This window comes from Tsuneonella amylolytica (genome assembly GCF_003626915.1).
Taxonomy (GTDB): domain Bacteria; phylum Pseudomonadota; class Alphaproteobacteria; order Sphingomonadales; family Sphingomonadaceae; genus Tsuneonella; species Tsuneonella amylolytica.
Genome location: NZ_CP032570.1, coordinates 1,416,729 through 1,441,396 on the forward strand (window position 1 = coordinate 1,416,729; position 24,668 = coordinate 1,441,396).

The 24,668-nt window shown below is 67.2% G+C and carries 23 protein-coding genes; 21 read left to right on the forward strand and 2 right to left on the reverse strand.

Features of this window, described 5'->3' with window-relative positions; all coding sequences use genetic code 11:
* Positions 1–28: 28 nt before the first annotated feature.
* From D4766_RS06945 to pseI, 17 genes are read left to right on the forward strand one after another with little or no spacing between them, the layout of a single operon-like run.
* On the forward strand, positions 29–742 hold the full coding sequence (locus tag D4766_RS06945; RefSeq protein ID WP_120716793.1) for a polysaccharide biosynthesis/export family protein: 714 nt from the start codon (positions 29–31) through the stop codon (positions 740–742).
* An 18-nt stretch (positions 743–760) separates the two neighbouring features.
* Positions 761–2,941, forward strand: coding sequence for a GumC family protein (locus D4766_RS06950; protein ID WP_120716794.1), 2,181 nt, complete (start codon positions 761–763; stop codon positions 2,939–2,941).
* A gap of 3 nt (positions 2,942–2,944) precedes the next feature.
* Positions 2,945–4,159, forward strand: coding sequence for a hypothetical protein (locus tag D4766_RS06955; RefSeq protein ID WP_120716795.1), 1,215 nt, complete (start codon positions 2,945–2,947; stop codon positions 4,157–4,159).
* Between the two features lie 38 nt (positions 4,160–4,197).
* On the forward strand, positions 4,198–5,211 hold the full coding sequence (pseB, locus tag D4766_RS06960) for a UDP-N-acetylglucosamine 4,6-dehydratase (inverting) (RefSeq protein WP_120716796.1): 1,014 nt from the start codon (positions 4,198–4,200) through the stop codon (positions 5,209–5,211).
* A gap of 8 nt (positions 5,212–5,219) precedes the next feature.
* Positions 5,220–6,545: a hypothetical protein gene (locus D4766_RS06965; protein ID WP_120716797.1), complete on the forward strand. Its 1,326-nt coding sequence runs from the start codon at positions 5,220–5,222 to the stop codon at positions 6,543–6,545.
* Positions 6,542–7,699: a UDP-4-amino-4,6-dideoxy-N-acetyl-beta-L-altrosamine transaminase gene (pseC, locus tag D4766_RS06970; RefSeq protein WP_120716798.1), complete on the forward strand. Its 1,158-nt coding sequence runs from the start codon at positions 6,542–6,544 to the stop codon at positions 7,697–7,699. The genes D4766_RS06965 and pseC overlap by 4 nt, the downstream gene beginning before the upstream one ends.
* Positions 7,696–8,574, forward strand: a complete 879-nt coding sequence (locus D4766_RS06975) for an aldo/keto reductase (protein ID WP_120716799.1) — start codon at positions 7,696–7,698, stop codon at positions 8,572–8,574. The genes pseC and D4766_RS06975 overlap by 4 nt, the downstream gene beginning before the upstream one ends.
* Positions 8,556–9,350, forward strand: a complete 795-nt coding sequence (locus tag D4766_RS06980) for a cytidylyltransferase domain-containing protein (protein ID WP_162935695.1) — start codon at positions 8,556–8,558, stop codon at positions 9,348–9,350. The genes D4766_RS06975 and D4766_RS06980 overlap by 19 nt, the downstream gene beginning before the upstream one ends.
* A 3-nt stretch (positions 9,351–9,353) precedes the next feature.
* On the forward strand, positions 9,354–10,556 hold the full coding sequence (locus tag D4766_RS06985; RefSeq protein WP_120716801.1) for an N-acetyl sugar amidotransferase: 1,203 nt from the start codon (positions 9,354–9,356) through the stop codon (positions 10,554–10,556).
* 1 nt (position 10,557) lies between these two features.
* On the forward strand, positions 10,558–11,193 hold the full coding sequence (hisH, locus tag D4766_RS06990) for an imidazole glycerol phosphate synthase subunit HisH (RefSeq protein WP_120716802.1): 636 nt from the start codon (positions 10,558–10,560) through the stop codon (positions 11,191–11,193).
* The gene (gene hisF, locus D4766_RS06995; RefSeq protein WP_120716803.1) at positions 11,187–11,975 is read left to right on the forward strand and encodes an imidazole glycerol phosphate synthase subunit HisF; all 789 of its coding nucleotides are present in this window, start codon (positions 11,187–11,189) and stop codon (positions 11,973–11,975) included. Before hisH ends, hisF begins: the two co-directional genes overlap by 7 nt.
* On the forward strand, positions 11,975–12,535 hold the full coding sequence (locus D4766_RS07000; RefSeq protein WP_120716804.1) for a GNAT family N-acetyltransferase: 561 nt from the start codon (positions 11,975–11,977) through the stop codon (positions 12,533–12,535). The genes hisF and D4766_RS07000 overlap by 1 nt, the downstream gene beginning before the upstream one ends.
* A gap of 4 nt (positions 12,536–12,539) precedes the next feature.
* A complete protein-coding gene (locus D4766_RS07005) occupies positions 12,540–13,826 on the forward strand; it encodes an aminotransferase class III-fold pyridoxal phosphate-dependent enzyme (RefSeq protein ID WP_120716805.1) in 1,287 nt (428 codons plus the stop codon).
* Positions 13,823–15,400, forward strand: a complete 1,578-nt coding sequence (gene pseG / locus D4766_RS07010) for a UDP-2,4-diacetamido-2,4,6-trideoxy-beta-L-altropyranose hydrolase (RefSeq protein ID WP_120716806.1) — start codon at positions 13,823–13,825, stop codon at positions 15,398–15,400. Before D4766_RS07005 ends, pseG begins: the two co-directional genes overlap by 4 nt.
* Complete coding sequence (locus D4766_RS07015) at positions 15,397–16,104, forward strand: PIG-L deacetylase family protein (protein ID WP_120716807.1); 708 nt, start codon at positions 15,397–15,399, stop codon at positions 16,102–16,104. The genes pseG and D4766_RS07015 overlap by 4 nt, the downstream gene beginning before the upstream one ends.
* Positions 16,101–16,796, forward strand: coding sequence for a formyl transferase (locus D4766_RS07020; RefSeq protein WP_120716808.1), 696 nt, complete (start codon positions 16,101–16,103; stop codon positions 16,794–16,796). Before D4766_RS07015 ends, D4766_RS07020 begins: the two co-directional genes overlap by 4 nt.
* Entirely contained in the window at positions 16,793–17,845 is a 1,053-nt protein-coding gene (gene pseI / locus D4766_RS07025) for a pseudaminic acid synthase (RefSeq protein WP_120716809.1), read from the forward strand. The genes D4766_RS07020 and pseI overlap by 4 nt, the downstream gene beginning before the upstream one ends.
* Positions 17,846–17,867: 22 nt before the next feature.
* Here pseI and D4766_RS07030 read toward each other — a convergent pair whose 3' ends face one another.
* Entirely contained in the window at positions 17,868–19,094 is a 1,227-nt protein-coding gene (locus tag D4766_RS07030) for a hypothetical protein (protein ID WP_120716810.1), read from the reverse strand.
* Positions 19,095–19,331: 237 nt separating this feature from the next.
* On the opposite strand from D4766_RS07030, the gene D4766_RS07035 reads away from it, so the two are divergent.
* From D4766_RS07035 to D4766_RS07050, 4 genes are read left to right on the forward strand one after another with little or no spacing between them, the layout of a single operon-like run.
* Positions 19,332–20,585, forward strand: coding sequence for a hypothetical protein (locus D4766_RS07035; protein ID WP_120716811.1), 1,254 nt, complete (start codon positions 19,332–19,334; stop codon positions 20,583–20,585).
* Positions 20,586–20,606: 21 nt separating this feature from the next.
* Complete coding sequence (locus D4766_RS07040) at positions 20,607–21,731, forward strand: NAD-dependent epimerase/dehydratase family protein (protein WP_120716812.1); 1,125 nt, start codon at positions 20,607–20,609, stop codon at positions 21,729–21,731.
* Between the two features lie 20 nt (positions 21,732–21,751).
* A complete protein-coding gene (locus D4766_RS07045; protein ID WP_120716813.1) occupies positions 21,752–22,801 on the forward strand; it encodes a WaaS/CpsH family glycosyltransferase in 1,050 nt (349 codons plus the stop codon).
* Positions 22,794–23,360 (forward strand): serine O-acetyltransferase, encoded by a 567-nt coding sequence (locus tag D4766_RS07050; RefSeq protein ID WP_162935696.1) that lies wholly within the window; start codon positions 22,794–22,796, stop codon positions 23,358–23,360. The genes D4766_RS07045 and D4766_RS07050 overlap by 8 nt, the downstream gene beginning before the upstream one ends.
* A gap of 3 nt (positions 23,361–23,363) precedes the next feature.
* Here D4766_RS07050 and wecC read toward each other — a convergent pair whose 3' ends face one another.
* Positions 23,364–24,665 (reverse strand): UDP-N-acetyl-D-mannosamine dehydrogenase, encoded by a 1,302-nt coding sequence (wecC, locus tag D4766_RS07055; RefSeq protein WP_120716815.1) that lies wholly within the window; start codon positions 24,663–24,665, stop codon positions 23,364–23,366.
* Positions 24,666–24,668: the final 3 nt, after the last annotated feature.

Genomic DNA, 24,668 nt, shown 5'->3' on the forward strand with positions numbered 1-24,668 from the left:
TTAGTCGAGCGGTCTCTGGAGGGTTTCGATGCGTCTGAGTTTCGTGTTCGCAGTGCTGGCTGCCGTGCTGCTGGGCGCGTGCAGCACGGGCACCAAGGTCGGCGGACCCGGTTCCGCTGCGCAGGTCGTCGATGGCGCCGTGTTGCCCGCACCGACGCTGGCCGACACGCACAACACCCGCGCCTACCGCGTCGGACCGCTCGATACGCTGTCGGTCCGTGTCTATGACATGCCCGAACTCAGCATAGACCGGGTCCAGGTCGCCGCCGACGGCAGGCTGACCTATCCGCTCGTCGGCAGCGTCGACGTCTCGGGCCTCACCCCGACCGAAATCGAGGATTCCCTGCGTAGCCGCCTCAAAGCCGCCTATATCCGCGACCCGCAGGTCAAGGTGAACCTGCTCGAGACGATCACCCAGGTCGTTACCGTCGATGGACAGGTGATGCAGCCGGGCAGCTACCCGGTCGTTACCGACATGACCCTCGTCAAGACGATCGCCGCCGCCCGCGGCCTCAAGGAATTCGCCAAGCCGGGTTCGATCGTGGTGGTGCGCACGGTGGAAGGGCGCAAGATGGCCGCGCTCTACAACCTCAACGCGATCCGCCGCGGGGTCTACGAGGACCCGCCGATCTACGCGAACGACCTCGTCTTCGTCGACGAGAACGTGGCCGCCCGCTACTTCGGCCAGGCCGCGTCGCTGTTCTCGACGCTGACCTACCCCCTCGTCACGATCCTGCAGTAAGACGGGCACCGGCATTCCATGAGCAAGACCCTGTTTTCCCAAGGCATGGCCGACATGCAGCCCGCATCGGCCGATAGCGCCGCCGTGCGCGCCGACCACGGCGACGGGCACGTCGGCGCCGCGCCGATCCTGCTGCAGTACTGGAACGCGGCGCTGCGCCGCAAATGGATCATCCTGGCCATCGTCGTTCTCGCGATGACTGCTGGCGTGGTCTACACCCTGCTCGCCCGCCCGCAGTACGAAGCGACCGCGCAGATCGAGATCAGCCGCGACGAGCGCAATCCGACCAAGATCGAGGGCGCGCAGTCCGAGACCTCGATGCAGGATCAGGAATTCTACCAGACCCAGTACACCCTGCTCGAATCCCGCTCGCTGGCCGAGCGGGTGGCCCAGCAGCTTTCGCTCGCCAACAATCCCGATTTCTACGCCGCGCACGGGGTCGAGCCGCCCGCAGCCGGCAATGCCCGCGACCAGGTCCGCAACGCCGGCCGCCTGCTTCTCGCGCATGTCGAGATCCTGCCGATCACCCGCTCGCGACTGGTCGACGTCACCTACATCAGCGGCGATCCCGCCTTGTCGGCGCGGATCGCGAATGCCTGGGTGGAAAACTACATCCAGGCCGCGATCGACCGGCGTTTCGCCTCGACCGTCGGCGATCGCAAGTTCCTTGAGGGACGGCTTGCCGAACTCGCCGTCAAGCTCGAGCAATCGGAGCGGCAGGCTGCGGAATTCGCAAGCAACAAGGGCATCGTCCCGCTCAACACGACGATCGGCGGCGACGGCAGGACTCAGACCCAGCAGACGCTGGCGGCCGCACAGCTGACGGCTCTCAGCAACGCGCTGGCCGACGCGACTGCCGACCGCATCGCCGCGGAAGCCCGCACCGGCAGCGCGACCAACGATTCGGTGGTCGAAAACGCGACCGTCGCCAGTTTGCGCCAGCAGCGCGCAGAAGCGGCGGCGGAATACGCGACGCTGATGGAGAAGTTCGAGCCCGGCTTCCCCGCCGCGCGCGCGCTCCAGAACAAGATCGCCTCGCTCGACCGGGCCATCGGCAGCGAGGAATCGCGGGTCAACCGTGCGCGTTCGACCGGATATACCGAAGCTGCCCGGCGCGAGGCCAACCTGCGGCAGCAGGTCGCCGCGTTGTCGGGCCGTCTCGGCCAGGAAAACCGCGACGAAATCCAGTACAACATCTTCCTGCGCGATGCCGATACCACCCGCCAGCTCTACGACAGCCTGCTCCAGTCGTACAAGGAGATCGGCGTCGCGGGCATCGGTGCCAACAACATCTCGATCGTCGACCGCGCCGAAGTGCCGACCAGCCCGTCGGCGCCGGTGCTGACGGTCAACCTGCTCGTTGCGCTGCTCCTCGGCCTCGGTCTTGCCGCGCTGGTCGTCGTGATCCTCGAACAGATCGACGAGGGCCTCCGGGATCCGTCGGACGTGCGCCGCCAGCTCAACGTCCCGCTTCTCGGTGCCGTGCCGATGTCGGACGTCGAATCGCCTGTCGCGGAACTCGCCGATCCCAAGTCGGAACTGTCTGAGGCCTATCTCAGCGTCCAGACAAGTTTGGCTTTCGCGACCGATCACGGCGTGCCGCGCAGCCTGATGGTGACGAGCTCTCGCCCGGCGGAGGGCAAAAGCCTGACCGCCTATGCGCTCGCCTCCGTCCTCGCCCGCACCGGCAAGTCGGTCATACTGGTCGACGGCGACATGCGCTCCCCTTCGGTCCACGAGCTCGACGGATCGACCAACGTGCGCGGCCTCAGCAACGCACTGGCCGGCGACGACGACTGGGCAGCCAACGTCCGCCCGAACGCCACGGGCCGTTTCACGGTGATGAGTGCCGGCCCGACCCCGCCGAGCGCAGCCGAACTGCTGAGCGGCGCCCGCTTCGCAACCGTCCTGAACGAACTGGCATCGCGGTACGATCACGTCGTGATCGACGCGCCGCCGGTCCTCGGACTCGCCGACGCGCCGATCATCGCCCGCGCGGTGGAAGCCAGCGTCTTCGTGGTCGAGGCGAACGGCGTTTCGGTCCGCGGCCTGCGCTCCGCCATCGGCCGCCTGCGCCAGTCGCAGGCGAACCTCGTCGGCGCGGTCATGACCAAGCTGACCAGTGCGGGCTTCGGCTACGGTTACGGGTACGGCTACGGTTACGGCTACGGACGGACCGCCGACGTCCCCGCGGAATGACGCATGGCCCGTTTGTCGTTCCGAACCACCGCCGTCATGATCGGCGCGATCGCGCTGGGATCGCTCGCGTTCCTCGACGCGGCGCGTGCGAGCATGGTCGAGATCAATCCGTCCCTTGCGGTCGCCCTTCCGGGTAGCGAGGACGCGCAGGTTCGCCTGCTGTCGGCCCTGATGGGCCAGCCCGACAAGGGTCCGCCGAAGGCCGCCGCGATGGCCGTCGCGCGCGAGCGCCTGCGCGACGAACCGCTCGACGGGGACGCGCTGAACCTGATGGCCTACGTCTCCGACCCGACCGGGCGTTCGGCGGAAACGCGTAAATATGCCGATCTCGCGACCCAGGTGTCGAAGCGGCAAATCTTCTCGCAGCTGGCGATGACCTACGGCGCGGCCAGCGCCAACGATACGGTGGCCGCGCTCGACCGGTTCGATGCCGTGCTGCGGTCCCGGCCCGACGCGGGTGCGCTGTTCTTCCCCCGCCTGCGCCCGGCTCTGGCGAGCCCCGAAATGCGCGCGGCGATCGCCGGCTTGGCGCGCGACGATTCTCCGTGGGCGATGGATTTTCTGCTGTTCAGCAGCGGCGAGCCGCAGTTCTCGCCGTTCGTATCGGACGTGCTTCGCCGTTCCGGCACCGCGGTCCCCGAGCGCCAGCGTGCGCTTCTGGGCGGGCCGCTTGTCACCCGCGCATTCGAGGCGGCGGACTATGCCGGCGCGCGCGACATCGTGGCTCTCGTGCCCGGTGGTTCGAAGGCCCTGTTCACCAGCCCCGCGCTTTCGGAGCGCTCGCTCGATACCAGGTACGGGGCGGCCAGCTGGTCGCTTCCCAGCAGCGCGGCCGGATCCGCCAGCGCGACGGGCAAGGGCGCGGACGTCGGCCTGTCGGTCTATGCGACCGGCGGCGCGCACGATGTCGTGGCGATCAAGAACCTGCTCCTTGCGCCCGGTCGCTACGCGATGTCGCACGCGCTGGTCGCGGGCATGAACGCGGCCGAGGGTGCCGACGCGCGTTGGCGGCTGTCGTGCATCGGCCGGTCCGACATCTGGATCAGCCCCAACCTCCTTGCGGGTGAGGGAACGAAGCGGACGTTCGCGCCCTTCACCGTCCCGTCCGGCTGCCCCGCGCAGCGCCTCGAACTGAGGACCGACGTCGTCTTCGGGCAGCCGTCGATCGATTTCACCGTGCGCAACCTCGCCTTGAAGCGCGCATCCGCCGCGAACTAGTTCGCGCACCTTTGCACATCTCCAATCTGGCAGACACAATGACCCAGGGTTTGAACGACAAATCGATTTTGCTCACCGGCGGCACCGGCTCCTTCGGCAAGGCCTTCGTACGCCGCGCGCTCGACCTTTACCCCGGTATCCGGCGGCTCGTCATCTTCTCGCGCGACGAACTCAAGCAATTCGAAATGCAGCAGATGTTCCCGTCGGACCGGTATCCGCAGCTGCGCTTCTTCATCGGCGACGTGCGCGACGAGGCGCGCCTGCGCCGCGCGCTGGAAGGCGTCGATATCGTGATCCACGCCGCCGCGCTCAAGCAGGTGCCGGCGGCCGAATACAATCCGTTCGAGTGCATCAAGACCAACGTCCTGGGCGCGCAGAACCTGATCGAGGCGGCACTCGATTCGAAGGTCACCCGCCTCGTCGCGCTGTCGACCGACAAGGCGGCCGCGCCGGTCAACCTGTACGGTGCGACCAAGCTGTGTTCGGACAAGCTGTTCATCGCCGCCAACAACATCCGCGGTTCGCGCGACATCCGCTTCAGTGTGGTGCGCTACGGCAACGTGATGGGCAGCCGCGGCTCGGTCATCCCGTTTTTCCTCGCCCGCAAGGGGCAGGGTTCGCTCCCGATCACCGATCACGCGATGACCCGGTTCAACATCTCGCTCGACGAGGGCGTGGACATGGTCCTGTGGGCGATCGACAATGCCGAGGGCGGCGAGATCTTCGTGCCCAAGATTCCGTCCTACAAGATCGGCGATGTCGCGAGCGCGATCGATCCCGACGCTAGCCAGGACGTGGTCGGCATTCGCCCGGGCGAGAAAATCCACGAGGAAATGATCACCGAATCGGACAGTCCGAACACGGTCGATCTCGGCGAGTACTACGCCATCTTGCCTTCCAGCGGGGCGGTCGAGCGCTATTGCGCGGACCGGGGCGCCACGCCGGTGGAGCCCGGTTTCGCCTACAACAGCGGGTCCAATCCAGACTTCCTGTCGGTCGACCAGCTCCGCGACCTGATCGACCGCCACGTCGCGAACGGTTCCGGGGACTAGGGGCGCGCATGGCGAGAGGCGCCGCCCTCTTCTTCGCGCGAGACTTCCTCGCGACCGAGTTCCCCCGCATGGCCGAGGCGATGCGCGACCGTCCGCGCGTGTACATCGTCCTCAACGAGCAGGAGGCCGCCACGGTCGCCTCGCTCGATCCGGAGGGCGAAATCGAGCGGGTGGGCGCTGCCCATGCGCAGCACCTGATCGGCGACGACGGAAGCGCCGTCGCCCGGGATCGGACGCTGCGCTACGCCTCGCTGGAGGAAATCGACCAGGTCCGGCGCGCCGTGCAGGCGGTGACCGACGCGGTGCTCGCCCGCCATCCCCGCCCGTCGTTCTACTTCGACGAACCGGTGAGCGGCTTTGCCAACGAGATGTTCAACGCGCGGTTCAAGGCGGCCGGCGCGCTGTGCCTGCATTTCCAGACCGCGTGGGTGCCGGGTTACATCTTCTTCACCAGCGACAAGGGGCAGGACGAACCGATCCGCCTCGACCTGATGTCTGGCGGCCGGGCCCTTACGGAAAAGCACATCGAGAGCCGCGCGCTGGGCAAGGGTCTGCCGCACTACATGCTGTCGTACGGCAAGGTCGGCACGCGCGCGCGAGACATGGCGACGACGTTCGGCAAGGCGATGTACCGCAAGTTCTTCCGGCGGCACGGAACCTACGTCGATCGCGACATCGAAGCGCACCTGTTCCATTCGCGCGCGCTGCGCCGGTCGCTGACCGGCCGCTACAGCCCCGATCCGGTGTCCGATGCGGGCGGCGCCGCCGGTACCGAAGCCGGACGCAAGCTGGTCCTCTTTCCGCTTCACTACGAGCCGGAATCGCTGCTGACCCACTTCAGCACTTATTACCGTCAGGAAGATATCGCGGCCCGGCTGCTCGATAGCCTGCCGCCCGATGCGCGGCTGGTGATCAAGGAGCATCCGTCGCAACCTGGCGCGCTCTTGCTGCCCAAGTGGCGCGACCTCGTGCGGGCGAAGCGGGTTATCGCGCTTCCCGGCAACTATCCCGCCTCGCGCTTGTTTGCGCTCAAGCCGACGATCGCCAGTCTCGGCAGCACTCTCGCGCTCGAGGCCGCGGTGGCCGGGTGTCCGACCGGCGTGATGGGTTCGGTCTATTTCGCGGATGCGCCGGGCATCACGCGCATCGCCCGGCCTGAAGACTGGCCGCAAGTGACCGACACGAAGCCGGCGACCCATGCCGAAATGGCCGATTGGTACGGGGATTTCCTCGACCGATACTGCTTCGCGGGCAACCTCATGCGGGGCAAGACGTGGATCGAGGACCCGGATACCGTGTTCGCGGCGCTAGACAGAGTGGCAACCAACAAGTGATCGACATCCCCTACAGCACCCAGTCGATCACGGAGGCGGATATCGCCGCGGTGGTCGACGTCCTGCGTTCGCCCTATCTCACGCAAGGGCCCAAGATCGAGGCGTTCGAGCGCGCGATCGCCGAACTTCACGATACCGCCCACGCGGTCGCCGTTTGCAACGCCACCGCGGCGCTGCACATCGCCTGCATGGCGCTGGACCTTGGCCCGAACGACAGGCTGTGGACCAGCCCGATCAGCTTCGTCGCCTCGGCCAACTGTGGCCGCTATTGCGGCGCGAAAGTCGATTTCGTCGACATCGACCCCGTTACCCGCAACATCTCGGTCGAGGTGCTGGCCGACAAGCTCGCCGCCGCCGAGCGCGACGGCACCCTGCCCAAGATCGTCGTTCCGGTCGATTTCGGCGGCTTCCCGGTCGATATGGCGGCCATCCGCGAGCTTGCCGACACGTACGGCTTCGCAATTGTCGAGGATGCGAGTCACGCGGTCGGCGCACAGTACCGCGATCGGCCGGTCGGCCAGGGCGCCGACATCACCATCCTCAGTTTCCACCCTGTCAAGATCGTCACCACCGGCGAAGGCGGCGTCGCGATGACCGACGACGAAGGCCTTGCCTCCCGGCTGCGCCTGCTGCGCAGCCACGGCGTCACCCGCGACCCCGCCCAGATCGAGCGCCAGGACGAGGGCGGCTGGTACTACGAACAGGTCACGCTGGGGTACAACTACCGCATGACCGACCTGCAGGCCGCGCTCGGCCTGTCGCAGCTCGAACGGCTGCCGGAATTGTGGGCGGCGCGCGAGCGCCTGTCGCGCCGCTACGACGAGAAGCTCGCCGGCCTGCCGCTCTTCACGCCGCCCCGCGCCGGCGACAAGCAGTCGGCCCATCACCTCTACCCGATAGAGATCGATCCCGCCCGCTCCAACGTGTCGCGGCGGGCGCTGTTCGACGCACTGCGCGAGGACGGCATCGGGGCGAATGTCCACTACATTCCGATCCACCTGCAGCCCGATTACCGCAGGCTCGGCTTCGGATCCGGCGATTTCCCGGCGGCCGAGGAATACTATCGCCGCGCGGTGACCATCCCGCTCTACCCGGCGCTGACCGATGCGCAGCAGGACCGGGTGATCGAAAGCCTGTCGCGCACTCTGGGATGACCGACCGGCCTTCGCCTTCCCTGTGCCTCGGCACGGTGCAGTTCGGCGTGGCTTACGGCATCGCCGGATCGGGCGCCCGCGTGCCCGAAGCGGAAGCCGCCGCAATCCTTGCCGCCGCGTGGGAGGCGGGCATCCGCCGGCTCGACACTGCGCCCGGCTATGGCGATATCGAGGAGAGGCTGATCGGCCTCACCCGCGGGCGCGGGTTCGAGATCGTCACCAAGATACCCAAGCTGCCAGCCGAACTTGCGACCTCGGTAGACGCTGCACGCTTCGTCCGCGATGCGCTCGATCGCTCGCGCAGCCGGCTGGGCGAAACGATCTGCGGCATACTGTTTCATGCCGCCGACGACCTTGTCGGACCGCACGGAAGCGCGGCGTGGGATGCCGCCGCCGAATGGTGCGCGCGCGAGCGGCTGCCGTTGGGCCTGTCGGTCTACGGCCCCGAAGCGCTCGCGGATTGGGCGGGCGAGCATCGCGTTGCAATGGCGCAATTGCCGGCGAACGCGTTCGATCAGCGCATCTCCGGCGCTGCCCTGCCCGAACACATCGAGATCACCGCGCGATCCGCCTTCCTGCAGGGCTTGCTTCTGATGGATGAAAGCGAGGCCGCGCGTCGCCTGCCCGCCGCATCTGCGGGGCTGGCGGCTTGGAACCAGCTCTGCCACAACGAAGGTCTCGCGCCGATCGTCGCCGCACTCGGCGTCGTCAAGGGATTGTCGCGCATCGATTTTTGCGCGGTTGGGGTGGAAACCGCCGTCCAGCTTTCCCAGATCGTGGAGGCATGGGCCGCCGCGCCCGCCCTTTCCGCCCTCGACCTCGCCACCGCCGATCCGGCGGTCATCGATCCCCGCACATGGAGCGCCGCCGCTTGACCGTCACCGCGCTGATCCAGGCCCGCATGTCGTCGAGCCGGCTTCCTGGCAAGGTGCTGGCCGATCTCGGCGGGCAGCCGATGATCGGCTACATGCTCGGCCGTGTGCGCCGGGCGGCGCGGGTCGACAACGTGGCGGTCGTCACCAGCACCGACGCGAGCGACGACCCGCTGGCCGAAGCGGTCGCGGCGATGGGGGGCCGAGTGCACCGGGGATCGCTCGACGACGTGCTGGACCGGTTCGGTACCGCCGTGAACGAGATCGGCGGCGACACGATCGTGCGCCTAACGGGCGACTGCCCGCTCATCGACCCCGCGGTCATCGACACGGTGATCGCCCTGCGCGAGCAGACGGGCGCGGACTATGCCAGCAATGTCGAACCGCCAAGCTTCCCGGACGGGCTCGACGTCGAATGCTTCACCCGCGCCGCGCTGGACCGCGCATTGGTCGAGGCGACCGAACCCGCGATGCGCGAGCACGTGACGGTGTGGATGCGCGGCGATGCCGGCGGCCTGACGCGGGCCAATCATGCTGCCGTCGTCGATGCCTCGCACCTACGGCTGACTGTCGACTATCCCGACGACCTCGAGGTCGTGCGGGCAATCGTGCAGCAGGAGCAAACCGCCGCTTCACCTTACGATTTTTTTGACCTAATGCGCGTGCTCGATGGACGCCGCGACTTGCGCGAGACCAATTGCCATGCACGCAACGAAGGCCTCGAACGGTCGCTTGCCGCGGATGCGGCGGGTCGCACCGGCGTCACCGAACAGGAGTAAGACATGAAACGCTGCAACCCCTGCGGCCTGCCCGAAACGCACGAAACCATCGCCTTCGATTCGGCGGGCACGTGCAACATCTGCCGCAACGTCGAATTCAAGCAGTCGGCGATCGACTGGGAAGCGCGGCGCGAGGAACTCGGTCAGCTGATCGAGGAACATCGCGGCAAGTACGACTACGACTGCATCGTCCCGTTCAGCGGCGGCAAGGACAGCACCTGGACGCTGTACTACCTCGTTAAGGAATTCAACGTGAAGCCGCTGGTCGTCCGGTTCGACCACGGGTTCATGCGCCCCAACCTGGAAGACAACGTCAAGCGCGTCTGCCGCGAACTGGGCGTCGACATCCACACTTTCACGCCGAACTGGCATGTCGTGCAGAAGCTGATGCTCCAGTCGTTCCTCGAGAAGGGCGACTTCTGCTGGCACTGCCACACCGGCATCTTCAGCTACCCGATGTGGGTCGCGCTGGAGAAGCAGGTGCCGCTCATCTTCTGGGGCGAACCGTCGGCCGAATACACCGCCTACTTCAGCTACGAGCAGGCCGAGGAAGTCGACGAGAAGCGCTTCAACCGCTTCGTGAACCTGGGCATCAGCGCCGACGACATGTTCGTGCGCCTGGGCGGCGACGTCGATCCGCGCGATCTCAAGTGCTTCAGCTATCCGCCGCTGAAGGATCTTCGCAACCTCAACTACCGTTCGGTCTGCCTCGGTTCGTACATTCCCTGGGACGTCAAGAAGCAGTCGGCCATCATCATGGACGAGCTCGGCTGGCAGGGCGACGAGGTCGAGAACGTGCCCCCGCAGTACAACTACGAGAAGATCGAGTGCTACATGCAAGGGGTGCGCGACTACATCAAGTACATCAAGCGCGGGTACTCGCGCCCGTCGCACCTGGCCGCGATCGACATCCGCCACGGCCGCATCACGCCCGAGGAAGGCCGCAAGCTGGTCGCCGAGTACGAGGGCAAGCGTCCGCCGAGCCTCGACCTGTTCCTCGACTTCATCGGGATGAGCGAGGAGGAATTCCTCAAGGTCGCGATGAGCCATCAGGTGAGCCCTTACGAGCATCACCCGGAAGAAACCGAGGACGGGCGCAAGACGCACGACTTCGACCAGTGGATGCGCGACGGTTCGATGGACCGCAACGTGGCCGAAAAGATGATCGAGCGCTGGCGGTCGAGGAACCGCATGGCGGACGCCTGACGTGTCGTTCGGGGCCTGCCACGTTGGGCTGATCGACTACGAGGCAGGCAACGTCCGGTCGATCGAGAACGCGCTCGATCACCTCGGCGCGCGCGTGTCGCTGGTCTCGCAGGCGAGCGATTTCGAAGGCAAGACGCACCTGCTGCTGCCGGGCGTCGGCGCGTTCGGGTACTGCGCGGACAAGCTGCGCGCGACCGGACTGGTTCCGCAGCTGAGACAGTGGGCGATCGACGACGGTCGCCCGCTGCTCGGCATCTGCGTGGGCATGCAGCTCCTCGCCGACCGCGGTGAGGAACTGGGCACCCATGACGGGCTCGGCTTAGTCGGGGGCACCGTGCGCCCGCTGAAGGGCGACCCGCCGAGCGTGCGCATCCCCCACGTGGGCTGGAACGACGTGACCTTCGCCGACGATTTCGGCAGCTTCCGCGCGGGCGACACGGCCGACTTCTACTTCGACCACAGCTTCGCCTACCACGATCCCGTTCACGGCGAGACGCTGGGCACGGCCGAGCACGGCGAGCGGTTCTGCGCGATCGTGCGCCGGGGCAAGCTGGTCGCAAGCCAGTTCCATCCGGAAAAGAGCCAGCGGGCGGGCCTGCGCTTCCTCGAAGGTTTCCTGGGGATCGACCCGTGCTGAAGAAACGCATCGTGCCCAAGCTGCTCATTCGCCACCGGCAGGTGGGGCGTTCGATGCGCCCGGTGCTGGTGACGACGCGCGGCTATACCGAGACGATCGAGGTCGGCGACCCGGTCAGCCAGGCCAAGATCTACGAAGCGCAGATGGCCGACGAGCTCATCGTCCTCAACATCGACGGCACGCCGATCGGCGGGGACGAGATGATGCTCGATCTCATCGCACGTCTCGCGAGCGAAACGTTCATGCCGCTCGCGGTGGGCGGCGGCGTGCGCACGGTGGAGGATTTCGGCACCCTGCTCGGCAGCGGGGCGGACAAGGTCTCAGTCAACCAGGCGGCGCTCGAAAACCCCGCGCTCATCGGGGAGGCGGCCGGCCGCTACGGCGCGCAGGTCGTGGTCGTCTCGATCGACTACCGCACGGTCGAGGGCGCGCCGCAGGTATTCGTCGACAGCGCATCGAAGCCGACCGGGCGCACTCCGCAGGAGTGGGCGAAGGAAGCCGTATCGCGCGGAGCGGGCGAGATCCTGCTCACCAACGCCGATCGCGACGGCATGGGAAGCGGCCTCGACATCGATATCGCGCGCGAGATCGCCGACAGCGTCGACGTGCCGCTGATTCTTTCGGGCGGCTGCGGTCTGGGCGCTCACTTCGCCGCCGGCTTCATCGACGGCGGGGCCGAGGCGGTGGCTGCCGGGACCTATTTCTGCTTCCGAGACCAGAACCCGTTCCAGGCGCGGTCGCACATCGCCAACGCCGGCGTGCCGATCCGGATGGAAGTCTGATGGAGCTAACGCCCACCGCCGCGTGGCAGGACGACGAGGTTGAGCTGTTCCTGCTCGGCCCCGACGATGCCACCGAGGAATATGTCGGCTGGCTCAACGATCCGCCGATCGCACAGTACCTCGAGAGCCGCTTCGCCCGGCATGACATCGAAGGGACGCGGCAATTCGTCGCCGACCAGCGCGCCCATCCCGGCGTGCTGTTTCTCGGCATCCGGAGCACGCCGCTCGGCCGCCACGTGGGCAACATCAAGCTCGGCCCCATTTCGCGTCAGCACGAGACCGGCGACATCGGCATCATGATCGGCGCATCCGAAGCCTGGGGTCGTGGCATTGCCACCCGCGCCATCCGCCTGATCTGCGCCATCGCCCGCGACGAGCTCGGGCTGCGCAAGGTGACGGCGGGTTGTTATGCCTCCAACGTGGGCAGCGAGCGCGCGTTCGAGCGCGCCGGCTTCGCGATCGAGGGGCGGCGGCCCGCGCAATTCCTGCTCGACGGCAAGCCCGAGGACATGATCCTAATGGGCCGCGTTTTCACCTCCGAGACCACGAAAGACGACTGACCCGATGCGCAGCTTCACCACCTCGGAAGAATGGCTCGACCGCGCCGAACGCACGATCCCGCTCGGCAGCCAGACGTTCTCCAAGAGCCGGACCCAGTTCCCGCGCGGCATCTCGCCCTATTTCATCACCCGGGCCGACGGCGCACGGGTATGGGACGCCGACGGCAACGAGTACGTCGACTTCATCAACAGCCAATGCTCGGTGACGCTCGGCTACAACGATCCCGACGTGACCGCCGCGGTGAAGGCGCAGCTGGAAAACGGGGTGATCTTCTCGCTCCCCCACCCGCTCGAGATGGAAGTCGCCGAGCGCATCGTCGCCATGGTGCCCTGCGCCGAGAAGGTGCGGTTCGGCAAGAACGGCTCCGACGCGACCGCCGGCGCGATCCGCATCGCACGCGCCTTCACCGGGCGCGACCGGGTGGCGGTGTGCGGCTATCACGGCTGGCAGGACTGGTACATCGGCTCGACCGCGCGCAACCTCGGCGTGCCGCAGGCGACCCGCGATCTCACCAGCACGTTCGCCTTCAACGACGCCGATTCGCTCAAAGCCCTGCTCGATGCGCATCCGGGCGAGTTCGCCGCCGTCATCCTCGAGCCGATGAACGTCGCCTACCCCACGCCCGACTTCCTCGGCGCGGTGAAGGACCTTGCACATGCGCACGGTGCGCTGCTGGTGTTCGACGAGACCATCACGGGTTTCCGTTTCGCGAACGGCGGCGCGCAGGAGATGTTCGGCGTAACGCCCGACCTCGCGACTTTCGGCAAGGGGCTCGCCAACGGATACCCCGTTTCGGCGGTAACCGGCCGGGCCGACGTGATGAAACTGATGGAAGACGTGTTCTTCTCGTTCACTTTCGGCGGCGAGACGCTGTCGCTCGCCGCGGCCAAGGCCACGCTCGACAAGCTGGCAAGCGGCCCGGTTCTGGCCAACATGCGCAAGACCGGCGAAGAAGTGTGCGCCGGGATCGAGGCGTTGATCGGCAAGCACGATCTTGGGCACATGCTGGCGGTCAGCGGCGACCCGACCTGGTCGTTCGTGAACTTCCGCGACACCGAAAACTACACCATGTGGGAGCTCAAGACGCTCTTCATGCAGGAGATCTTCGAGCGCGGGGTGCTGTCCTACGGCACGCAGAACATCTCGGCTTCGCACGGGCCGGAAGAAGTGCGCGCTCTGCTCGATGCCTACGACGCTGCCTTTGCCGCACTGGCCGATGCGGACGCCAACCGGTCCCTGGCGCAAGTGCTGCGCTGCAAGCCGCTCGAGCCGCTGTTCAAGGTTCGGTGACCCGCGCGATGCGGATCGTCTTCCGCACCGACGCATCCGACGCGATCGGCACCGGCCACCTGATGCGGTGCCTGACGCTGGCGGATGCAGCCGCCACCGAAGGCCACATATGCACGTTCGTGATGCGCGAACATCCCGGCCGGCCCGAGGGGTTGGTCGAGGCCCGCGGCCATGCGCTCGTGGTGCTGCCGAGCAAAGCCGGTTTTCTTGGCGAGGACGATACCGGCGGCCCCAGTCTCGACCACGCGGATTGGCTTGGCGCTTCGCAGGCGGTCGATGCGCGGCAGACGGCTGCCGCCGTGGGCGACGGGTACGACTGGCTGGTGGCCGACCACTACGCGCTCGACCATCGATGGGAGAGCTCGATGCGCGCCGCGGGCGGCGGGCGCATCATGACGATCGACGACCTTGCCGACCGGCTCCACGATTGCGACCTGCTGCTCGACCAGAATCTGCAGGGAAGTGCCGGACGGTATGCGGGTCTGGTGCCGGCAGGCTGCCAGACCCTGATCGGCCCGCGCCATGCCCTGCTGCGTCCCGAGTTCGCCGCCCTCGCCAAGGAGATCGAGGGACCGCGCGCATTGCAGGCCGGCGCGCGCGTGCTCGTATACTTCGGCGGAATCGATCCCGACGGGGCGACGCTGGTCGTGCTCGAAGGTCTCGGCGCGCTCGACAAGGGACTGGCAGTCGATGTCGTGGCGGGTGCGCGCAATCCCCATCTGGCGGCGATCCGCGAGGCTGCCCGGCGGATGCCCGACACGCGCCTGTTCGAGGGAAATGCCGACATGCCCGCTCTGATGGCCGGAGCATCGCTGGCGATCGGCGCCGCCGGGGCAACCGCTTGGGAACGGTGCTGTCTCGCCCTACCCACAATCCTGATTACCATCGCCGAGAACCAGAAGCCGGGCGCCGCGGCGCTGGCCGACGCGGGGGCCGCGCTGTGGCTCGGCGACGTAGGCGAGGTGACACCCGGCGATGTAGCCCGGTCGGTCGCGGCGTTGACGGACGATCCCGTGCGCGCGGCCGCGCTCGGCGAGACGGCACGCTCGCTGTGCGACGGGGCCGGCGCCGGCCGTGTGCTCGCGGCGCTGTCCGCGCCCCGCACCCGGCTGCGCCTCGCCGCGCCCGACGACTGCGAAACCGTTTTCGCCTGGCGCAACCATCCCGATACACGCCGTTTCTTCCACGATCCCGCGCCCGTCGCGATCGCCGACCACCGCGCGTGGTTCGCCCGGACCATCGCAGATCCCGATCGCAGGCTGTGGATCGGCGAGGAAGACTCTGGCGCCACCGGGGTCGTGCGGTTCGACCGCGATGCCGACGAAGCGAGCGCGCTGATCTCGGTCTATCTCGTTCCCGGCGAGGGCGGCCGCGGCGCCGGTGCGCGGCTGATCGCGGCCGGGTGCGCCGAAGCGGCCGCCGGCTGGCCCGGCCTGACCGCCATCGATGCGGAAATCCTGCCCGAGAATATCGCCTCGGCGGGGGCCTTCGCAAAGGCGGGCTTTGTGCCCTATGGCGCCCGCGACGCGCATCGCTGGCGCCTGACACTGCCCCGAGGAGCACGACCGCAATGACCACCGTACTCGTCGTCGCCGCCCATCCCGACGACGAATTGCTCGGATGCGCCGGCACGCTCGTCCGCCACGTGCGGGCCGGCGACCGGGTCGCGATCGCGATCCTGGCCGAAGGCGCCACCTCGCGTTCCTCGGCGGACGGCCGCGACGAGCACGCCGCCGAACTCGAGCGGTTGCGCGATGCCGCGCGCGCCGCAGCCGCCACGATCGGTGCGGAACCGCCGGAGTTCTTCGGACTGCCCGACAACCGGATGGACGGCGAGGTGCTGCTCGACGTCGTCCACCGGCTGGAGGCGACGGTGGCGCGGGTGAAGCCCGACATCGTCTACACCCACCATCGCGGCGACGTGAACATCGACCACGACGTGACCCATCGCGCGGTCATTACCGCCTGCCGTCCGCTTCCCGGCCACACCGTGACGCGCATCCTTGCGTACGAAACCGTATCGAGCACCGAATGGATGAGCCCGGCGAGCGCCCCGCCCTTCGCCCCCAACTGGTTCGTCGACATCTCGGACGCGCTCGAGACCAAGATAGCCGCGCTGCGTTGCTACGAGGCCGAAATGCGCCCCTTCCCGCACCCGCGTTCGTACCAGGCGGTCGAGCACCTCGCCCGCTGGCGCGGCGCAAGCGCCGGATTCAAGGCGGCCGAGGCGTTCATGCTCGTGCGCCAGACGGTGCCGAAAGGTGGCCAGGACCGATGACCGAAGTCGTCGTCTCCAGTCGTCCGTGGCATGGCGGACTGGCGGAGCGCCTCGCGCGCAAGACCGGCCGGCCGTTCGTACAGATCGGCACGCGGGGGGAATTCACCGCGGACCACCTCGCGGCGATCGGGGCCACGCGCGTGTTCGTGCCGCACTGGTCGAAAATAATTCCCGAATCCGTCTTCGGCGCATTCGAGACGATCATCTTCCACATGACGGACCTGCCCTATGGCCGGGGCGGATCTCCGTTGCAGAACCTGATCGTGCGCGGACACGGCGAGACGATGATCAGCGCGCTGCGCTGCGAGGCGGGGCTCGACACCGGGCCCGTCTACATGAAGCGCCCGCTGTCGCTCGAAGGTACGGCACAGCAGATTTTCGAGCGCGCGGGCGACATTATCGAAGGCATGATTGCCGAGATTGTCGCGAACGATCCCGAGCCGCAGGCGCAAACGGGCGAGGTAACCGAGTTCCGCCGGCGCAAGCCCGCCGACGGTGATCTCGCCCCGCTGTCCGATCCGGAACGGGTATTCGACCATATCCGCATGCTCGATGCAGAGGGGTATCCACGCGCGTTCGTCGATTGCGGACCGTGGCGCATCGAGTTCGAGGACGCTCGCTTCGACGGGCAGGAAACAACCGCGAAGGCACGCTTTGTGCTGCGCGACGCCGACGCTAAAGGGAAGCCATGACACCTTTTCAGATCGAAGACTTCACCATCGACACCTACGCCCCGCCGCTGGTGATCGCCGAGGTCAGCGCCAACCACAACCACTCGCTCGACCGGGCGCTGGAGATCGTCGATGCGGCCGCCGCGGCAGGCGCCAACGCGATCAAGCTGCAGACCTACACCGCCGACACGATGACGATCGATCACTCGGAAGGCGAATTCTTCATCTCCGACCCGAACTCGCTGTGGAACGGCACGTCGCTCTACGACCTCTACAAGGAGGCCTACACCCCCTGGGAGTGGCACAAGCCGATCTTCGACCGCTGCCGCGAACACGGCATGATCGGCTTCTCCACCCCGTTTGATCCAACGGCGGTCGACTTTCTGGAAGATCTCGGGGTCCCCTGCCACAAGATCGCCAGCTTCGAGAACGTCGACCTGCCGCTGATCGCCAAGGTCGCGCGGACCGGCAAACCGATGATCATGTCGACCGGGATGGCGACTGCCGCCGAGATCGACGAGGCGGTCCGCACCGCGCGCGAGAACGGGTGCGAAAACCTCATCCTGCTGAAATGCACGAGTTCGTATCCGGCCGATCCGGCGAGCTCCAACCTGCTCACCATCCCCCACCTGCGCGAGATGTTCGGCTGCCACACCGGCCTGTCCGATCACACGATGGGCATCGGCGCGGCGGTCGCGGCCACGGCGCTGGGCGCAGTCGCGATCGAAAAGCACCTGACGATCGCCCGCGAGGACGGCGGGGTCGATTCGGCATTCTCGATGGAGCCGGACGAGCTCGCCGCGCTGGTCCGCGAGACGCGGACCGCCGCCGCGGCGCGGGGCACGGTGTCCTACGGCCCGAGCGAGGCCGAGAAGGGCAGCCTCGTCTTCCGCCGGTCGATCTACGTGGTGGAGGACGTCGCCGCTGGCGAGGAGCTGACCGAGACGAACCTGCGTCTCATCCGCCCCGGCCTCGGCCTCGCGCCCAAGCACTACGCCGACCTCGTCGGCAAGCGCGTCTCGCGCGACGTCAAGCGCGGTACGCCGGCGAGCTGGGACCTGATCGGCTGACGCACGGGCCGCCGCCGCGTTCTCAGGGGCGCGGCGCGGCTCCGTTCCCTCGCTGCAGAAAGCGCCGCGGGATCAGCGAGCCGGTGAGGATCGCAAGCTGCACCGACTTCGCGGCCGCCATCGCAAGAAGATAGCCCGTCGTCCCGGCGCCCTGCGTCCACGCCGCCCCCGCCCCGATCACGAGCACCGCCGCCGCCGACCCCGCCGCCAGCGTCACGACCCGCTCCCGGTCGATCGCCACTACGGCGTATTCCAAGACCACGCACAGGAACGTGATCGAGACGAAGCAGGCGATGCCGACCTCGAGCAGGCCGATGTCGTACTTGGCCAGAAGGGCGTGGCCCACTTCGAAGTTCACTCCCCCGAATGCGGCCGCCAGGAGCGCGAGCGAAGTGCCGACGATGGCGGCCGCCGGAAACGACAATAGCCGCAGCGTGGGGCGCAGGCTCGCGCCCGCGCGCTGGACCTTGATGATCTGCGGCCCCGTCTTCTGGGCGAGGATGTTGACCACCACCTGACCGATCTGCGCGAACATCAACGCAAAGGCATAGGAGCCCGCAATGGCCGGCCCGGCCAGCGCCGCGACGACAGCGCGGTCGCCGCTGCCGATCATGTTCACCAGCAGGGCCGAGGTATAGAGATTGTAGTCGGCGGGTGCCTTCACCGGCGCCGCGCCGAACGGCAGCAGGTGCCGCAACGACCATGTGCCTTGCACCGTGATGAGCGCCATCGCCGCGATCTCGCCCACCAGGGCGCCGGTCCAGCCGTAAAGAAAACCGCCCAGCGGAACGAGCACGAACGCGGAGATCGAGCGGATGAAGCTGTAGCGCCAGATGAGGCCGGCATCGCCGATGCTGAGGTTGAGCGCGGACACCACGCGCCCGATGAGCGTGATGAGCGCCAGCGGCACGGCCAGCACCGTGAACACGACTCCGTCCACACCCGCGATCAGGTAGCCGGCCGGGACCGCTGCGAGCGAACCCGCCAGGGTCAGCTTCGTCACGCGGAGCGATATCCACTTCGACGCGCCCACGAGCAAATCGGTCTCGCCGTCGGCCCAGTAGCGGGGGAAGCGCTTTATCGTCCCCTCGAGCAGGCCGAAGGACAGCAAGGCGGAGCCGACCGTCGCGGCACCCGCGGCACCCGCATAGGAACCGAACTGCGCGGCCGGCATTACCAGCGCCAGCACGAGCAGCTTGGCAAAGCCGAACGCGGCGGCCGCCCCCATCATGACGATATAGACTGGCATTGCTGGCAGGACTTCTTCGGGCCGAAACGCGGTGCGCGGCGGACGGTTCGAACAAGTCGGACGGCAAGTCCAGCCAATTCTGGGCGTGCAAGGGCATCGAAGGGTCCCGGGTTCCGCCGCGCCCGTCCGATCTCTTGCCCCACCGGCAGCGAGGCGCTAAAGCATTGCGACAGACGCCGTTTCCGGGCCGTGCCGATATATTTGCGGGCCCGCGTCGACCAGCCGGAAAGGTGTGACGTGAAGAAAGCGCTTTATCTCGTCGCGCTATTGTTTTGCCTGTTTCCCTATACGCAGATCATTCCGCTTGCGTCCTACACCCAGCCCTACGCTCTGGTGTTCAGTACGATGGCGGCAATCGTCGCGATACCGTTGGTGCAGGACAAGTTTCCGCGCGGCGACCTCACCGCACTGACGATCCTGGCGATGGCCGGCGTCCTCGGCTTCGTGGTGTCTTGCCTGCCGAACCCCTCCCCGCAGGACTTCAAATACCTGCTGATTTACGTCTCGCCGCTCGTTTTCGCGGTGGCCGCCTTCGCGGTGACGCTGGAAGACCCCAAGATGGCCGATCGCGTCATCGTGTTCGCAGCCGGGGCATGGGTCCTTGTCGGTCTGATTCAGACGGTCATCAGCCCATCGTTCATGACGCAGCTCGTCGGCGAATTCAGCGATGCGGGCGAGGTTGTTATCGAATCGGGGCGCGGTACGCTCGGCTTCGCGCCCGAACCGACCCACTTCGGGTTTCACATGATCATCCTCGCCGCGCTCCTAGCGCTCGTCGGTGGGCGCAACCTCTTAGCGCTAGCCTGCCTGGCGACAGCCGTCCTTATCGCCCGTTCATCGAGCGCGGTGCTCGCGCTGTCGCTGGGCACGATCATCTACCTTGCCGTATTCGGCCGGTGGGGCCGCTGGCTGCTGATCGCGATCGTGCCGCTCTATTTCATTCTCGGCGGCATTCTCGATTCCGGGCTGCTGCCAAACGACCTGCGCGTGGTCCAGTTGCTCAAGTCATTCTACGAGGATCCGTGGTACCTGATCACCGCCGATACCAGCGCGAACATGCGTCTGGGAGGTATCTGGGTCGGGCTGCAGGAAAGCTTCGAACGCGGCTTCATCCCGGCCGGGCTCAATTCGGCGCAATGGGAAGCGGCCGTAGGCCCGATCATGGCGAGGAACCCGTGGCTCATCGGCCTCAGCCCGGCCGGCATCGCATCGGGCCTGCTCATCGTCGTCTATCAGCTCGGTGTGCTCGGGCTGGGACTCATGATCTATTTGACGGTGCGGATGCTGCGCGGCCTCCGATCGCATTTCGAGACCTTCCTGCTGTGCTCGGTCGTCTTCGTGTTCATGTCGCAGTACATGATCTCGACCCCGGGATACGGCCTGATCCTCGGCGTACTGGCGGCACGCCGCGTGCTTGCCGAGCGGGCCGATCTCGGGCAACGGCTGTCCGCCCCGACCACGCCGCCCAACCGGGCCCTGGCGGTCGCCTGATCCAAGCGAAAGAATGATCCCGTGAAAATTGCGATTACCGGAGGGATGGGCTTCATCGGCCAGGCGCTGGCGCGCCGCCTGATGAACCAGGGGCACGCGGTGCTGCTGATCGACAACCTGTCTCCGCAGATACACGGCGAGCAGCCCTCGGTCACCGTGCCCGATGGGGCGGAGTTCCGCCGACTGGACGTGCGCGACGTGATCGACGAGCCGTCGCTGTTCGAAGGCGTCGACGCGGTCTACCACTTCGCTGCCGAGACGGGGACGGCGCAGTCCATGTACCGCATCCGCCACTACGTCTCCGTCAACGAAATGGGTACCGCCGCCCTTCTTGAGGCGCTGGCGAAGTGCGAGCGGCGGCCTTCACGGCTGATCCTGGCCTCCAGCCGCAGCGTCTACGGCGAAGGTGCCTATGCCGACCCGCGCGATCCGGGCCGCATCGTCCAGCCGGCCAGTCGTACGCCCGCCCAGCTTGCCGCAGGCGAGTGGGAGTTCCGCACGGCGGACGGACACCCGCTCGAGGCGGTGCCCACGCGCGAAGACATCGCCTTCGCGCCGGGTTCGGTCTATGCCGCGAGCAAGGCCGCGCAGGAGCTCCTGATCCGCTCGGCCGCCCCGGCGCTGGGCATCACGCCGGTCGTCCTGCGTTTCCAGAACGTCTACGGCGAGGGGCAGTCGCTCCAGAACCCCTACACCGGGATCATTTCGATCTTCTTCAACCGCGCACGGCAGGGCCTGCCGATCGCGCTGTTCGAAGACGGTAAGGAAAGCCGCGACTTCATCCACATCGACGACATCGTCGCGGGCCTCGTTGCCGCGCTGTCGGCCGACGTGCCGGACGGGGCCGCGATCAATCTCGGCGCAGGCGTCCCGACCACCGTGACCGACCTTGCCGATGCGCTGCTGTCGGCAAGCGGCCACGCCGTGCCGGTCAGCGTGACAGGCGAATACCGGGTCGGCGACATCCGCCATTGCTACGCCGATCTCGGCAATGCGCGGAAGTACCTCGGTTTCGATCCGCAGGTGGACTTGGCGCAGGGGCTGATGCGCTTCTGCGCCTGGGCCGAGGGGCAGCCGACCTTTGCCGACCGGTCCGAGAAGGCCATGGCGGAATTGCGCGAGCGCAAGCTCGCCTCGGCCGACTGAGCGAGCGAGAGCGCAAGGCCATGAGCGGGCCAGCCAGCCTCACGGGGTCGCGCGTCCTGCTGATCGCGCCCCGCTTCTTCGGTTACGACGAGGCGATGACGCGCGAACTGAGGCGGCGGGGCGCAATCGTCGACGCGATCCCCGACCGCCCGATAAATTCGCCGTGGTACCACGCCGCGGCTCGCTTCGCGCCCGCCGCCACGAGACGCGCGACCGAGCGATACTATCGCCGGGCACTGAAGTCCTTTGGTGCCGATCGGTACGACCATGTCTTCGTGGTCAACGGGCAGACCGTCTCGCCGGCGTTGGTCCGCGACCTGAGGCGCGCGCATCCCGAAGCGCGCTTCGTGTTTTATCTCTGGGATTCGCTCGCCAACCGGCCGACCGCGCTCGGTCTCGTGCCGCTGTTCGACGTAGCGTTCTCGTTCGAGCGCGAGGTCGCGCGCAAGCACGGTATGCGCTTCCGCCCGCTGTTTTCCGACGACCACGCGAGCGCCGCCGGGCAGGGCGAGGCGTACGACATCTCTTTCATCGGAACTGCCCACACCGACCGGCACCGGGTGGTCGAGCGCCTTGACGCAACGTTGCCGCCGGGCACACGCCGATACTGGTACCTATTCCTCAAGGCGCCTTGGGTGCTCGCGGCCTATCGGCTGACCAATCCCGCATTCCGTGGTGCGAAGGCGGAAACGTTTACCTTCGCTCCGCTGGCGCGGGCCAAGGCACAGCAGGTCTTCGAGAGCAGCCGCGCCATCCTCGACATCGAACACGCTCGGCAGGACGGGCTGACGATGCGCACGCTGGAGGTGCTGTGCGCCGAGAAAAAGCTCGTGACGACCAACGCCGACATTCGCGCCTACGCCTTCTATGACCCGGCGCGGATCGAGGTGATCGACCGCCAGGCGCCGCGCATCTCAGACGGTTTCCTGGACACCGCCGCGCCGCCGCTGGCGGAGGACGTCCGCCAGCGTTATACCATTGCGGGATGGATCGACGAACTCCTGTCGGACGAGGACCGCTCCGCCGTCCACCTGAAGGATGGATACTGGACGGGAACGGGTGATGAGTGATCCCCGCTCGCTCGGCTCGCTGCTCGCGTCCGATCTCGAACGCTATTACTATTACTACGGCCAGGCCGGACGGCCCGTGCGCCGGCGCGACCTGTGGCGCAACTTGCTCATACCGCGCTGCGCGCCGGTCGGCTGGTATCGCCTAGCCCATGCGGCGCACCGCAACGGCCGGACCGGTATCGCCAAACTGTTGACGTGGCTCAATTTCTACCTCTACGGGGTGGAAATCAGCTCGGCTTGCGAGATCGGACCGCATTTCTTCATGCCGCACGCGTCGGGCACGGTCATCGGCGCGAACCGCATCGGGGCCTACGCCGTGATCTACCATCAGGTGACGCTGGGCGCGAAGGAGGTCGAGCCTGCGCATGACCAGCGGCCCGTGGTGGGCGACCGCACCTTCATTGCATCGGGCGCGCGGATCATCGGACCGATCGTGCTGGGCGACGACGTTGCGGTCGGTGCGAACGCGGTCGTGACGAAGTCGTGCGGAAACGCGGTAACGCTCGTCGGTATTCCCGCGCAGGAAAGGCCGCGCGCCCTTACCGACGCCCGCGGATAGACCTCAACTCGCCAGCCTGAGCGGCGGACGCGCGGGCGAGCGCGAGGCATCCGGCCAGATCCCGCGCGTGTCGTAGATCGCTGCGCCCACGCGCTCTTCCGGCGGGACGACGCGGAAGACGTCGTGATCGACCAGCACCACCAGCACGCCGCACGTCTCCAGCGCGGTGTCGATGTCGACCAGCGTCGCCCCGGTCCCTTCGAATTCGCGCGGGAGTTCGCGGGCGTAGGGCTCGACGATCCGCACCCGTTCGCCGAACTTTCGTGCCAGGCTGGCGGCGACGTAGCGCGCCGGGCTCTCGCGAAAGTCGTCGATGTTCGCCTTGAACGCCAGGCCTAGACAGGCGACCGGCACGCCCGGATGTGCCTCGACCAGCTCGGTCGCTTTCGCGACGACGTGGTGCATCTTGGCGTCGTTGACCTCGCGCGCGGTGCGGATGATCTTCGCTTCTTCCGGTGCGCCGTGGACGATGAACCACGGATCGACCGCGATGCAGTGCCCGCCCACGCCGGGGCCTGGCTGGAGGATGTCGACCCGCGGGTGCCGGTTGGCGAGGCGGATGACCTCCCACACGTCGAGCCCCATGCGATCGGCGATCATGCTGAGTTCGTTGGCGAACGCGATGTTGGTGTCGCGATAGGCGTTCTCAACCAGCTTGGTCATCTCGGCGCTGCGCGCATCGGTGGTGACGCAGGTACCGCGCACGAAGAGCTTGTAGAACGCCAGCGCCTTCCTCGCGCAGCGCGGGGTGATTCCGCCGATCGAGCGGTCGTTGTGCGTCAGTTCTTCCAGGATGCGTCCCGGCAGCACGCGTTCGGGGCAATAGGCGATCGACACGTCGGGCCGCCCCTCGGCGATGCCGGGCATGGCGAGATCGGGGCGGAGCGCCGCCAGCCGGTCGCGCAGCGCTTCGGTGGTGCCCACCGGCGAGGTCGATTCGAGGATTACGCAGTCGCCCTTTTTCAGCACCGCGGCGACATTGGTCGCGGCCGCGATCACGTAGCTGATGTCGGGCGTGTGATTGCCGTCCTTTTCGAACGGGGTCGGCACCGCGATGACGAAGACGTCGGCCGCCGCGATCTCGGTCGACGCGCGCAAGGTGCCGCGCTGAACCATCGCCTGGACCAGACCGTCGAGATCGGCTTCCTCGATGTGGATTTCGCCGCGGTTGATCGTGTCGACGACGCGTTGGCTCACGTCGATACCGGTCACACGGCAATTGCTGCGCGCGATCACCGCCGCGGTCGGCAGCCCGATATAGCCGAGGCCGATGACGCACACTTCCGGATTGGTTTCGCCGCGCATGAT

What these genes read in the sequence shown, in the direction of transcription:
- D4766_RS07045 (WP_120716813.1), top strand. Translation starts at nt 21,752, where the DNA reads ATGAGCGGGCCAGCCAGCCTCACGGGGTCGCGCGTCCTGCTGATCGCG.
- D4766_RS06950 (WP_120716794.1), top strand. Translation starts at nt 761, where the DNA reads ATGAGCAAGACCCTGTTTTCCCAAGGCATGGCCGACATGCAGCCCGCA.
- pseI (WP_120716809.1), top strand. Translation starts at nt 16,793, where the DNA reads ATGACACCTTTTCAGATCGAAGACTTCACCATCGACACCTACGCCCCG.
- D4766_RS06985 (WP_120716801.1), top strand. Translation starts at nt 9,354, where the DNA reads ATGAAACGCTGCAACCCCTGCGGCCTGCCCGAAACGCACGAAACCATC.
- D4766_RS06965 (WP_120716797.1), top strand. Translation starts at nt 5,220, where the DNA reads ATGGCGAGAGGCGCCGCCCTCTTCTTCGCGCGAGACTTCCTCGCGACC.
- D4766_RS07030 (WP_120716810.1), bottom strand. Translation starts at nt 19,094, where the DNA reads ATGCCAGTCTATATCGTCATGATGGGGGCGGCCGCCGCGTTCGGCTTT.
- D4766_RS06980 (WP_162935695.1), top strand. Translation starts at nt 8,556, where the DNA reads ATGGAGCGCCGCCGCTTGACCGTCACCGCGCTGATCCAGGCCCGCATG.
- D4766_RS06945 (WP_120716793.1), top strand. Translation starts at nt 29, where the DNA reads ATGCGTCTGAGTTTCGTGTTCGCAGTGCTGGCTGCCGTGCTGCTGGGC.
- wecC (WP_120716815.1), bottom strand. Translation starts at nt 24,665, where the DNA reads ATGCGCGGCGAAACCAATCCGGAAGTGTGCGTCATCGGCCTCGGCTAT.
- D4766_RS07050 (WP_162935696.1), top strand. Translation starts at nt 22,794, where the DNA reads ATGAGTGATCCCCGCTCGCTCGGCTCGCTGCTCGCGTCCGATCTCGAA.
- D4766_RS07000 (WP_120716804.1), top strand. Translation starts at nt 11,975, where the DNA reads ATGGAGCTAACGCCCACCGCCGCGTGGCAGGACGACGAGGTTGAGCTG.
- D4766_RS07005 (WP_120716805.1), top strand. Translation starts at nt 12,540, where the DNA reads ATGCGCAGCTTCACCACCTCGGAAGAATGGCTCGACCGCGCCGAACGC.
- D4766_RS07020 (WP_120716808.1), top strand. Translation starts at nt 16,101, where the DNA reads ATGACCGAAGTCGTCGTCTCCAGTCGTCCGTGGCATGGCGGACTGGCG.
- D4766_RS06975 (WP_120716799.1), top strand. Translation starts at nt 7,696, where the DNA reads ATGACCGACCGGCCTTCGCCTTCCCTGTGCCTCGGCACGGTGCAGTTC.
- D4766_RS06955 (WP_120716795.1), top strand. Translation starts at nt 2,945, where the DNA reads ATGGCCCGTTTGTCGTTCCGAACCACCGCCGTCATGATCGGCGCGATC.
- pseB (WP_120716796.1), top strand. Translation starts at nt 4,198, where the DNA reads ATGACCCAGGGTTTGAACGACAAATCGATTTTGCTCACCGGCGGCACC.
- D4766_RS07015 (WP_120716807.1), top strand. Translation starts at nt 15,397, where the DNA reads ATGACCACCGTACTCGTCGTCGCCGCCCATCCCGACGACGAATTGCTC.